The 11,593-nt window shown below is 67.1% G+C and carries 9 protein-coding genes and 1 tRNA gene; 1 reads left to right on the top strand and 9 read right to left on the bottom strand.

The window, feature by feature from the left end; translation table 11 throughout:
- Positions 1-103: 103 nt before the first annotated feature.
- Positions 104-1,483 (top strand): MFS transporter, encoded by a 1,380-nt coding sequence (locus ACOOE2_RS16010; RefSeq protein WP_420383992.1) that lies wholly within the window; start codon positions 104-106, stop codon positions 1,481-1,483.
- A gap of 234 nt (positions 1,484-1,717) precedes the next feature.
- Here the strand turns inward: ACOOE2_RS16010 and ACOOE2_RS16015 are convergent, their stop codons facing one another.
- The 9 genes from ACOOE2_RS16015 to ACOOE2_RS16055 all read right to left on the bottom strand — a co-directional run bounded on the left by ACOOE2_RS16015 (position 1,718) and on the right by ACOOE2_RS16055 (position 11,573).
- Complete coding sequence (locus ACOOE2_RS16015; RefSeq protein ID WP_420383993.1) at positions 1,718-2,656, bottom strand: NAD-dependent epimerase/dehydratase family protein; 939 nt, start codon at positions 2,654-2,656, stop codon at positions 1,718-1,720.
- A gap of 2 nt (positions 2,657-2,658) precedes the next feature.
- Entirely contained in the window at positions 2,659-3,807 is a 1,149-nt protein-coding gene (gene proB / locus ACOOE2_RS16020; protein ID WP_420383994.1) for a glutamate 5-kinase, read from the bottom strand.
- 79 nt (positions 3,808-3,886) lie between these two features.
- Positions 3,887-4,942: a GTPase ObgE gene (gene obgE, locus ACOOE2_RS16025; protein WP_420383995.1), complete on the bottom strand. Its 1,056-nt coding sequence runs from the start codon at positions 4,940-4,942 to the stop codon at positions 3,887-3,889.
- A gap of 27 nt (positions 4,943-4,969) precedes the next feature.
- A tRNA-Ala gene (locus ACOOE2_RS16030) sits at positions 4,970-5,045 on the bottom strand.
- A gap of 150 nt (positions 5,046-5,195) precedes the next feature.
- A complete protein-coding gene (locus ACOOE2_RS16035) occupies positions 5,196-6,230 on the bottom strand; it encodes a hypothetical protein (protein ID WP_420383996.1) in 1,035 nt (344 codons plus the stop codon).
- Between the two features lie 263 nt (positions 6,231-6,493).
- Positions 6,494-7,237 (bottom strand): Bax inhibitor-1/YccA family protein, encoded by a 744-nt coding sequence (locus ACOOE2_RS16040; protein WP_420383997.1) that lies wholly within the window; start codon positions 7,235-7,237, stop codon positions 6,494-6,496.
- Positions 7,238-7,381: 144 nt separating this feature from the next.
- Positions 7,382-8,212, bottom strand: a complete 831-nt coding sequence (locus ACOOE2_RS16045; protein WP_420383998.1) for a pyrroline-5-carboxylate reductase family protein — start codon at positions 8,210-8,212, stop codon at positions 7,382-7,384.
- Positions 8,213-8,215: 3 nt separating this feature from the next.
- Positions 8,216-8,719, bottom strand: a complete 504-nt coding sequence (locus ACOOE2_RS16050) for a YbjN domain-containing protein (protein WP_420384625.1) — start codon at positions 8,717-8,719, stop codon at positions 8,216-8,218.
- Between the two features lie 247 nt (positions 8,720-8,966).
- Positions 8,967-11,573: an SPOR domain-containing protein gene (locus tag ACOOE2_RS16055; protein WP_420383999.1), complete on the bottom strand. Its 2,607-nt coding sequence runs from the start codon at positions 11,571-11,573 to the stop codon at positions 8,967-8,969.
- Positions 11,574-11,593 lie beyond the last annotated feature (20 nt).

Genomic DNA, 11,593 nt, shown 5'->3' on the forward strand with positions numbered 1-11,593 from the left:
CCAGTGCGTGCGGCTTGCCCTGTGCGATCAGGTGCTTATGGGTTGCGCGGTGATTCCTGTGCCCGCGCCCCCTTCCCGCTTTGCCGTCGCCCGGGGTACGCCTTTGCATCAGCGCCTGATCATGGCGCTGGTCAGCGCGGCGCTGTTCATGGAAATCCTCGACGGCACGATCATCACGACCGCGCTGCCATCGATGGCGCGCTCGTTTCACACCTCGCCGGTCGCGCTCGATATCGGGGTGTCCGCCTATTTGCTGACAGTGGGCGTGTTCGTTCCGGCGAGCGGCTGGGTTGCCGACCGGTTTGGCGCGCGGCGCGTGTTTGCCGCCGCGATCGCGCTGTTTACTGTCGCATCGGCGCTGTGCGCGATGGCGCCCGGGCCGACGTCGTTCGTGTGCCTGCGTATCCTTCAGGGGCTTGGCGGCGCGTTGATGGTGCCGGTCGGGCGGCTGGTGGTGATGCGGCTGACGCCGCGCGAAAAATTGGTCGAGACGCTGGCGGCGCTGATTTGGCCCGCGCTGATTGCGCCGGTGATCGGCCCGCCGCTGGGCGGCCTGATCACGCAATCGTTCGGCTGGCGCTGGATTTTCTATTTCAATGTGCCGCTTGGTGCGGTGGCGTTGGCGGGATGCCTGTGGCTGATCCCCGATGTGCGCGAGGTGGTGCGGCGGTTCGACCGGCTGGGCTTTGCGCTGTCGAGCGTCGGGCTGTTCGCGTTGCAGATCGGTCTGGAACGCCTGCCGCGCCACGCCGATGCGCTGGCGCTGGGGCTCAGCATCGTCGGGTTGATTCTGGTCGTCCTGACCGTGCGGCACATGCGGCGTGTAGCGCATCCGCTGATCGACCTGGCAGCGTGGCGTGTGGCCTCGTTCCGCATGGCTTCGCGTGGCGGGTCGATCATGCGCATTGCGATCAACGCGGGGCCGTTCCTGCTGCCGCTGATGCTGCAGGAAGGGTACGGGTTCAGCGCGTTTCACGCCGGGATGTTCGTGCTGATGCTGTTCGTCGGCGATCTGACGATGAAGGCGTTCGTCACGCGCATCCTGCGCCGGTTCGGCCATCGCCCGGTGCTGATCCCCACCGGCTTTGCCTGCGCGGCGTCGCTGCTGGCGATGGCGTTCATCACGCCGGCGGTGCCGCTGTGGCTGATCGCGATCATCCTGGTGGTGCATGGCATGATCCGCAGCCTGGAGTTCACCAGCCTGACGACGCTGGCCTTTGCCGATGTCGACCGCGCTGCGCTCAATGATGCCAGCACGTTTTTCAACACCACGATGCTGCTGTCGGGCGCTGCGGCCATCACGGTCGCGGCAATGGCGGTGCATGCCGGCAGTGCCCTGCTGCGCTTTCCGGCAATGGCCCCGCTCGCGGGGCCGGGCGCAGAATACCGCATTGCGTTTGCGATCGTCGCGCTGGTGGCGTTGCTGGGCACGATCGACGCCTTTCGCCTGCCGCATGGCGCGGGCAACACGTTGACGCAGTGACCTTTTTGTCCCTGCCCTGAGAGGGTAAGAGCGTCAGCGCTATCCGCAATCCTGCTTATACCGCCACCAGATGATCATCATCAAACGCAGCTAACCCGTGGGCCAGACCACAGCACGGACGACCTGTCCCGATGCCCGAGACCGCTGCGCAGATCCGCAGCGACGATCGGGAAATCGCGATCCGCAAACTGATCAACCAACGGGCCGATGGTCGCGCCCTGCTGATTTCAGCGGCTACTTGAGCCAGCCCGCCTCGCGGTACCACATCGCGGTCGAATGCAGCCCGCGCCGGGTATCGACCTCGGGCCGCCACAGCGCGGCCGGCGGTTGCAACAGCACGTCCGATGCCCAATCAGGATGGCACATGTACCCCACGCGGTCGGGCGTGAGTTTCGCCCGCCCCTTGCGCACTGCGCGATCGGCCAGCGCGGCCCATTCGAGCACCTTGCGCGGCAGCGGTACCGCAAATGCGCGCCGACCCACCGCGATGCCGATCGCATGCGCCAGTTGCACATGGGTCCACCCGCCCGGCACGCCATCGTCGGGCTCGAAAATAGCGCCGGTGACATCCTCGCCCCCCGGGATCAGGGCCAGCATCAGCGCCGCCAGATCGCTGACGTGAATCAGCGAGAGACGGCCCTTTGGCGGCAACGGCACGAGACCACCCCTGGCCAGGCGGAACAGTTCGAACATTTCGGTATCGCGCGGGCCGAACACCGCGGGCGGCCGGACGATCGTCCAGTCGAGGCTCGATGCCATCACGATCCGTTCGCCCTTGCGCTTCGACGCACCATACAGCGACAAATCGGGCTCGCGCGCCGACAGCGACGAGACATGGACCAGCCGGTTGATGCCTGCGCCAAGCGCGGCATTCACGACATTGAGCGTGCCGCGCACATTGCCCGCAGCAAAGCCCGCGGTATCGACGCTGCTGACAACGCCGGCGATATGGATGACCATGGTCGCCCCCATCATCAGCCGGCGTAGCGTGCGCTCGTCACCCAGGTCGCCCAGCACCCATTCGACGCCGGGCCGCGCAACCTGCTCGCGCCGCGCCAGCGCGCGCACGTCATACCCGGCGCGCAGCACCGCATCGAGCACCGCCTGCCCGACAAAGCCGGTCGCGCCCGTCATCGCGATCAGGTGTGGCCCGGATGTAACGGTTTCGGGCATGGTCATCCCATCAGGACCAGATGGTCGCGATGGACCAGCGCCGATCGCGGTGCATAGCCCAGGATTTCGGCATGATCGCGCGTGTTGTGCCCGGCAAGCGCGGTGCATTCGGCAGCGTCGTATTCGGACAGCCCGCGCGCCAGCACATCACCGGTGGGGCCGAGCACCACAATCGCATCGCCGCGCACAAACTGGCCTTCGACCAGCACGACACCCGCTGCCAGCAGGCTGGCACCTTGCGCCAGCGCGGCAGCAGCGCCGGCATCGACCTGAACCGACCCGCGCATGCGCATCGTCCCGCCCAGCCAGGCCTTGCGCGCTTTCCTGCGTCCCTCGCTGCTCGATCGCGCCAGGAACAGCGTGCCCCGGCCCGATCCGAGCGCGGTCGCGATCGGCGTCTCGGGGCGGCCATCGATGATCGCCAGCGCAATCCCGGCAGGCCCGGCGATCTCGGCCGCCTGCAATTTCGAGGTCATGCCGCCCGAGCCCAGCCCAGAGGCGGAGCCACTTGTTGCCATCGCGCGGATTTCGGGTGTGACACGGCGCACCACCGGGATGCGCGTCGCGCCCTCTGCGCGCGGATCGCGATCGTACAGGCCATCGATGTCCGACAGCAACAGCACCGCGCTGGCGCTCGCAGCCTGGCCGACGCGCGCAGCCAGCCGGTCATTGTCGCCAAAGCGGATTTCCTCGGTGGCGACGGTGTCGTTTTCGTTGATCACCGGCACCGCCCCGCGCGCGAGCAGCGTGCCGAGCGTGGCGGTGACATTCAGCCAGCGCCGCCGGTCCTCGAGATCGTCCAGCGTCAGCAGCACTTGCGCCGCAATCGCGCCATGCTGGGCCAGCAGTTCGGCCCAGAGCCCGGCCAGCGCGATCTGCCCGACGGCGGCAGCGGCCTGCGCATCGGCCAGGCTGCCGCGCCCGCCTCTGGCCAGGCAGAGCCGGCGCGCGCCCAGCGCGATCGCGCCCGATGACACTACGATGACTTCCTGCCCGCGCGCACGTGCTGCCGCCAGTTCGGCGACCAGCGCCTGCAGCCACGCACGGCGCGGCTCGCCATCGGCACCGACCAGCAGCGCCGAACCGACCTTGACGACAAGCCGGGGTGCCAATGCCGGGTCGGCGAAGTGGTCGAGCTGGGTAATGGTCATGATCGCGCTTCGCTTAACGCATGGCGCGAAAAATTGGGAACCGGTTTTTTTATAATTTCGCTGCGACTGCGAAATAGGATCAATACGGTGACCAGGGCTCCCGCGTGCTCTCGTCCTCGATCTCGCCCGCCGGCCGCTCGGTCGCGGTCGATGCGGGCAGGTGTTCGAGCACGGCGTCGAGCAGCGCATCCATGCCCTTGCCCGTCGCGCCCGAGATCGGGAATACCTGATCCGCACCCGCCGCAATCAGCTCTTCGGCAAAGGCGCGGACCAGTTCGCTATCGACCAGATCGATCTTGTTGAGCGCGATCAGGCGCGGTTTTTCATCGAGGCCCGCACCGTAGTTCGCCAGTTCCTCGGCCACGACCTGCATCGCCTCGGCCGGATCGGTGCCGTGGATATCGACAAGATGGATCAGCACGCGGCAACGTTCGATATGACCCAGGAACCGGTCGCCGATTCCCGCGCCATCGGCCGCGCCCGCAATCAATCCCGGAATATCGGCCAGCACGAATTCGCGATTGCGATGGCGCACGACGCCGAGCTGCGGCCGGGTCGTGGTGAAGGCATAAGCGCCGACTTTGGCCTTGGCATTGCTGATCTGGTTGATGAACGTCGATTTGCCCGCATTCGGCAGGCCGACCAACCCTGCATCGGCAAGCAGCTTGAGCCGCAGCCACACCCACAGCTCTTCGCTGGGCCAGCCCGGCCCCGACTGGCGCGGCGCGCGGTTGGTCGATGATTTGAAGCTGGCATTGCCGCGCCCGCCATCACCCCCACGCAGCAGCGTGACCCGCGCACCGGGTTCGGTCAGATCGAGCAGCACGGTTTCGCGATCATCATCGAGCACCTGGGTGCCGACCGGCACCTTGATCACCAGATCGTCGCCGCCTGCGCCAAACCGGTTTGCGCCCGATCCGCCGCCGCCGCGCTGCGCCTTGAAATGCTGGGTATAGCGAAAATCGATCAGCGTATTCAGCCCGGGCACCGCTTCGAACACGATGTCACCGCCCTTGCCGCCGTTGCCGCCATCGGGGCCGCCGTATTCGACATATTTCTCGCGCCGGAATGCGACCGCGCCGGCGCCACCGGCGCCCGAGCGGATGAATATTTTGGCCTGGTCGAGAAAATGCATTGTCAAAGTGTCCGGTGGATCAGGCGCTGGTGGAGCCGAGGGGGATCGAACCCCTGACCTCGTCATTGCGAACGACGCGCTCTCCCATCTGAGCTACGGCCCCGTTCCAGCGTTCGTACCGGCCGGCATGAGGCAGCCCGCACCAAGCGCGCGCCTCGCCAGACGGAGAGGCGCGCCCTTAGCGCAGGTGTGGCGGTGTTGCCAAGCACCATTTTTCCCGCAAGGACGCAGCGCGCATCCTGTTTGGGGCTGGTTACTGGTTAGGCGGTCCTGCCACCGGGCGCGGCGCGGGCGTGGAAACCGGCTCGTCCCGGGGGCCGCTCAACAGATCGGGCAGGCGCCCGGACGACGCCGGTTGTGGCAGCGGCTGCGCCGTGTTGCGCACCGGCGCCTGAACCACGCCGGGAACCGGCGGCTGGTAAACCGGTGCCGGCGCAGCAGGCGCAGGCTGATATCCCGGCGCCTGATACGCCGGTGCAGGATAGCCCGGCGTCGTGTCGACCTGGTTGTGGTATGGTGCAGTCTGGATCAGCGGCGCGGTCGGCATGCCTGGTGGCGATGGCAGGGTTGGCGACGGCGGCGTTGGCGGCGGCGGCGCCTGCGAGACAAACCGCCCGATCGTCACATGCCCGACGCGGCCGTATTTTTCCTGCCATGCGGCCAGCGCGTTCTTGTACTGGTCGTACCGGGTGTAGAAATCGTCGAACACTTTTTCGATCAACGGCACATTGGCCGTGGCGAACACATCGAGTTGCGCAGGCGGCACATTCACGCCGGCCTGCATCACCTGATCGACCACGTTGCAGAACGCATCCTTGGTCGGCGGCAAGGCATAATGGTTGTACAGCACGGTCAGGTAATCATCGCGCAGCTTTTCGCCGCCGCGCTGATACTTGGCCCGGAATTCATGGTCCATCGCGTCGTAAATGGTTTTCAGCGCATTCGCATTGCGCGCCAGAAACGCACGGTAATTGGGCAGGATCGCGGCATTGCGCGGATCGAGGCAGCCAAGCGCCGCCACCGTATAGGCAGAGCGCAAATTCCACACGATCTGATTGCTCGACACTTTGCGATTGACCGACTCGCGCTGCCCGTCGGCCCCGATTTCAGGCGTCACCAGCGTCGGTGCCGCGCCATCGGGCGGGATTGGTTCTGGCGGAGGCGGTACTTCGATCAGCGGCGGCGGCGGCGGTGGTGGCGGCGGCAACGGCTTGCCTGCGCACGCAGCCAGCGCCATTGTCAGCGCAATCCCTGCGAAAAAGCGCCAGCGCGGTGCATACGGTGTCATCGAATTTGCACTACCGCCCCGGACCGGGCGTCTCGAAACCGGACCGAAACCGGCGCCCGCCAAACCATCGCTATCATTCACGGTCTTCAAAGCCTTTCACCGCCGGCTGTACCCAGCTCTGGTCTTCACCGCCCCCGGTCGAGGCGTTTACACAAGCGCCGCGTACTCGAAAAGCAAAACACCCCGCAGGATGCAAAAATCCTGCGGGGTGTGGGATATGGGATTCAGGTCGGGCCGTCGTGACAAGACCGGTCCGGATCGGATCAGCGACGGTCGCCCATGAAGCGCAGCAGAAACATGAACATGTTGATGAAATCGAGGTAAAGCTGCAGCGCGCCCATGATGACCGCCTTGCCCGCCATCGTCGTGCCGGCAACGTAGCGGTACTGGTCCTTCAGCCGCTGCGTATCGTACGCGGTCAGTCCGGCGAACAGCAGCACGCCAAGGAAGCTGATGCCCCAGGCAAGACCCGGCGAATGCAGGAAGATGTTCACCAGCGATGCGATCATGATGCCGACCAGCCCCATGATCAGGAACGTGCCCATACCCGACAGGTTCTTCTGCGTGGTGTAGCCAAACAGGCTGAGCCCCGCGAATGCGCCGGCGGTGGCAAAGAAGGTCACGGCGATCGACGGTCCGGTGTAGACCTGGAAAATCGACGACAGCGACAGGCCCATCGTCACGCTGAACGCCCAGAACAGGCCCTGCATCGCGGAGGTCGACAGGCGATTGATGCCAAAGCTCATCACCATGACGAACGCCAGCGGCGCCAGGCTGATCACCAGCCGCAGCGGGCCATGCATGACCTGATCCGCCATGCCCGACGCCGAAAAGCCGAGCGCGACGATGCCGGACAGCGTAACGCCCGATGCCATGTAGTTGTAGATCGACAGCATATGCCGACGCAGCCCGGCATCCTGGACCGTGCTACGGTCCCAGCTGCCGGACATGCCAGCGGACGCACCGAAGCCCGTCGGGGTGGGCCGTGGATCGTTCCAGTTTGCCATGTGACTCAAGTCTCCAAATGCCGGGCCTGCAGCCGGGCTCATGATCGCAATATCGCCCCGGATGCGCCCGCTTTCAAGCGAAACCCGCGAAAATTCCGATGAAGCGGTTATGCACGAGAGTGCATTTCGGATCGCTGAACGAAATCAGTGGTGTTGGGTGTGGCGATCAGCGCCCGCCGCCATCGCCTTTATCGCCTCGGCGGTCATTTCCGCGCTGCGATCGCGCGCGCCTTTCAGCGTATCCTCGAGCAACGCCGCCAGCCGGCCGTCCGCATCGAGCACATCCAGCCCGACCTGTGTCACCCCGCCCGGGCTGGCCACGCGCCCTGCCAGTTCGGCAGGGCTGTGCGGCGAAGCGGCGGCCAATTGCGCCGCGCCCTCGACCATTGCCAGCGCCAGCCGATCCGCCTGCTCGCGCGGCAGACCGAGCGCGGCGGCCCCGCTCGCCAGCGCATCGATGAAGCGATAGACAAAAGCCGGCCCCGATCCCGCCAGCGCCGTGACCAGATCCATGTCGGCCTCGCGCGCCAGCCATTCGGCCTGGCCCAGCGGCGCCATCAGCGCATCGGTGCGCCCGCGCGCCGCGCCATTGGCATCGCCAAACAGCGCGATCGGCGATTTGCCCACCGCCGCAGCAAGATTGGGCATCACCCGCACGATCGCGCCGGCCAGCGGAAACGTCGCGCGCAAGGTCGCCAGATCAACCCCGGCCAGGATCGACAACACCAGCGTGCCCGCGCCGATCAGCGGTGCAATCGCCGGCGCTGCGCTGCCAAGCTGATGCGGCTTGAACCCCAGCAGCACCACATCGGCCGCTGCTTCGTCAGGCGCGGCGTCGAGCAGCCGCACGCCATCGGGTGCCGCGGCAAGATAGGGATCGATAACCGTGAACGCCGCCGGATCGAACCCGCCGGCCAGCCATCCGGCCAGCATCGCGCCGCCCATATTGCCACAACCGAACTGGAACAAGCGCATGGCTTACGCTTCACCCACCGCGTCGACCAGCGCGCTGGCCAGCGCCTCGGCAGGTGTCTTGTCGCCCCACAGGATGAACTGGAACGCGGGGTAGAACCGGTCGCACTCGTCCACCGCCGCTTCGATCGCGGATTGCGCCTGGCCCAGGCTGAGCAGCCCTTCGTCGCCCAGCATCAGCCCGTGGCGGTACAGCAGCACCCCGCCGTTCGACCACATGTCGAAATGCCCGACCCACACCTGTTCGTTGATCAGTGCCATGACTTCGAACACCGCGCTGCGCTTGTCATCGGCGACGCGGATATCGGGCAGGCACAGCATCTGCAGCACGTGGTCTTCTTCGCGCCAGATGCAGCGAACCTGATAATTTGCCCAGGACCCCTGGATCTCGCCGTGGATCTCGTCGTCGGACACGAATTCGAACGGCCAGCCGCGCGCCTCGAACAGCGACGCAAGCATGTCGACCGGCGCAGCGTCGTCGCGTTCGGCATTATCGTGGGCAGTCCGCATCATCGCCACTCCAGTACACCAGTCCGGTTATCGCAGGCGAGACCCTTTTTGGGATCGCCCTGCGCCAAGTAACCGGCCGCTGTCGCTTGCCCACAGACCCATCGCCAAGCCGCCCGCAATCGGCAATGACGGGTGCCAAACGCGTTGCGCAAAACTCGACAAGCCTGTGCAAAACCTGTGGACACACAGGTTAAAAGCGCGTGAGCGCAAGTTTGGGTCCATTCCTTACAGCGAACGCGGCTGCCGATCAGGAGCCCAGGCTGTCGATCGCCTGCCCGGCGGGACTGTTCCATTCAAATCCCGACACGCCGTCCTTGCGCAATTCGGCGATGAACGCCTGCGCCTCGGCATCGCTGTCGAACGGCCCGGTCAGCAGGCGGAAATTGCTGTGCCATGGCGTCAGCCAGGCTTTGCGCCCTTTCAGCCCATGCGCCCGGCGCACCAGCGCGCGCCATTCGCCGGCCATCTTGTCGCGATCACCGCCGGTCAACACCTGGACCCAGATGCGGCTGGCATAATGCGCCTTCTTGCCGCCCTTTTCGGGCTTGTCGGCGTCGGTGTCCTTGCCGTGGGTCTTGCCTTTGGCCTTGGCATCCTTCTTCGACGTGGCCTTGCTGTCGTCGCTGTCGCTATCGCGCGAGACGCCGCCGGGGCCATCGGGCCGATCGCCCTTGGCCACGGGCGCGCACGCCTCGTCGTCATTGGCGGCATGCGCCTTGCCCCTGGCGCCGTGACGCCCGTGCGCCGAAGCGGCCTTGGCCACGCGCGCGGCTTCTGCCTTGGCGGCGGCCCTGCCCTTGCGACCCTTGGCGGGCGTTACGGGCTTGCACGGCTCGAGCGCAGGCTCGGCATCGGCGTCCTTGGCCGCCTTCGCTGCCTTGGCCTTGGCGATCTTGTCCTTTGCCGCCTTTTCCCTTGCGGCCGGCTCCTCGGCGCGCGCCTTTTCGGCGGCCTCCGCATCGGCGGCGGCCCTGTCTTTGGCGTCCTTGGCGTCCTTGGCGGCTTTCATGCGCGCCTTTTCCTTGGCAACTTTTGCGGCGGCGGCGGCATCGGCTTCGGCCTTCGCCGCGCGCTCGTTTTCGGCCGCATCGCGTGCGGCCTTTTCGGCGGAGACGGGTTCGACCACGGCATGCTGTGTGGTTTCGGCCGGCGCGGTCGCAGCCTGGGGGGCCGGTGCGGTCGCAGCTTGGGGGGCAGGTTGCGCAGCGGGCCCGATCGCGGGCAGTTCGCCGCCCGCAGCGGAAGACCCCGCAGCAGACGGCAGGGGCGCATTCGCAGTGGGTTCGGGGATTGGCGGTTCGAAGCCCACGGTCGGCGCCGGCAGGGGTGGGGCCGCGGGCTGCGGCGCGAGCGGGGGCGCGGGCGCGGGCGCAACAGGCACTGCAGCGACGCGCGGCGTCTGTTCGACCACCGGTGCAGAAACCATCACCGGGCCGGTCGTCGGCGTGCGCGGCGGGGTTGCAAAGAACTGCGTCGAAATCGGCGGCGTCGGCGCCTCGCGCGTCGCCACCGGCGCCGTGCGGGCCGCGTAGCCCATGCTTTGCTGGGGTGGCGGCATGTCAAGCTTCGACAACACCGCAGGCTGCGGCACGCGGGGCGAAAGCGCGGGCGTGGACGCTCGCGGATTGGGCGAAAGCGGCGGCGGCACCGGCGTGGGCGCAGCGTTACTGGCCTGCGCCAGATCGAATGTCGAACGACGCGTCGGCGTTTCGCGGCTGGCCACAGGCACCACCGGCCCGACCCGCGCGACCACCGGCGGCGCGTGGCCGGCGCTGGGTGCGGGCACCGGTCCCGTGTTCGCCGCCAGCATCACCGGTGGCGGCGGCGCGGGCATCGCCACGTCGGGCAAAGCGGCCGGCGTCGCTGCGGCAACCGCAATCTGGCCCTTGCGCTTGCGCGCGGCCTTGAGCTCGGCGGCGGTCGGCGCGGCTTTTGCCAGCACTGGCGCCGCCACGACCAGCGGCGTGCGCGGGTGCGCACTGGCATAGGCCAGGACGCGCGAATCATCGCGGCCGATATCGGCCGCCCGTGGAAACCGGCCCAGACTGGCGACAGCTGCCTGTTGCGCGGCCGTCAGCCGCACCATGAAGCGCAGATAGGGCGCAATCGATTCGGCCAGGTCGGCGGGCATCGTCGCATGCGCCACGCTGACCGCCTCTTCGCCCTTGCCCCCGATCGCCAGCACAAAGATATGCGTGCGCCACGCCGCGCGGTCCTGATGTTGCAGCAGCGGCAGCAACGCGAGATCCGCGCTGCGCCGATCGCCGCCGATCGCCAGGCTCAACGCTTCGCGGCGGGTCGCCTCGTCGCGCAGTGCCGGATCCCGGTTGCGCGCCAGCGCCAGGCGATATTGCGCGATCGAGGCGGCATTGTCCCCGACCAGATCGAACGCCAGCCCGCGATCGAGCGCAAACCCGGACGGATCGCCCCCGGCCCGCTCGGCCTCGGCATACCAGCGCAACGCCTCGACCGGATCGTCGAGATGGAGCCGCGCGCCGGCGATCGCGACTTTGACTGTCGCATTGGTCGGCGCGACCTGATTGGCGCGCGTGAAAAACCCCAGCGCCGCTTCGTTGTCACCCAGCGCCAGTGCGGCATTCCCCGCCTCCAGCAAAGCTTCGACATTGCGCGGATCGCGCGCCAGATGGCCAAGCGCAGCGTTGAGCGCCTTGCCTGCGCTGGGAGCGGTCGGTTCCACAACCGCGCGCGAGACGGTTCCCGGGCCCTCTTCATCATCGGCAGCCTGCGGCGGCGCGGCCAGCGCAGGCGACACGCAACACAGCGCCACACCCAGCACAAGCAGGCGCGCACGCGTTTGGAATTTGGGCAAAGGCAGCGAGGCAAACCGAATCATTGTCAGCGCCTCTAGCCTAT

Origin of the sequence: Novosphingobium sp. (genome assembly GCF_965214355.1) — a bacterium.
Taxonomy (GTDB): Bacteria; Pseudomonadota; Alphaproteobacteria; order Sphingomonadales; family Sphingomonadaceae; genus Novosphingobium.

Coding starts and splice junctions, on each gene's coding strand:
- ACOOE2_RS16015 (WP_420383993.1), bottom strand. CDS start 2,656: ATGCCCGAAACCGTTACATCCGGGCCACACCTGATCGCGATGACGGGC.
- proB (WP_420383994.1), bottom strand. CDS start 3,807: ATGACCATTACCCAGCTCGACCACTTCGCCGACCCGGCATTGGCACCC.
- obgE (WP_420383995.1), bottom strand. CDS start 4,942: ATGCATTTTCTCGACCAGGCCAAAATATTCATCCGCTCGGGCGCCGGT.
- ACOOE2_RS16035 (WP_420383996.1), bottom strand. CDS start 6,230: ATGACACCGTATGCACCGCGCTGGCGCTTTTTCGCAGGGATTGCGCTG.
- ACOOE2_RS16040 (WP_420383997.1), bottom strand. CDS start 7,237: ATGGCAAACTGGAACGATCCACGGCCCACCCCGACGGGCTTCGGTGCG.
- ACOOE2_RS16045 (WP_420383998.1), bottom strand. CDS start 8,212: ATGCGCTTGTTCCAGTTCGGTTGTGGCAATATGGGCGGCGCGATGCTG.
- ACOOE2_RS16050 (WP_420384625.1), bottom strand. CDS start 8,719: ATGCGGACTGCCCACGATAATGCCGAACGCGACGACGCTGCGCCGGTC.
- ACOOE2_RS16055 (WP_420383999.1), bottom strand. CDS start 11,573: ATGATTCGGTTTGCCTCGCTGCCTTTGCCCAAATTCCAAACGCGTGCG.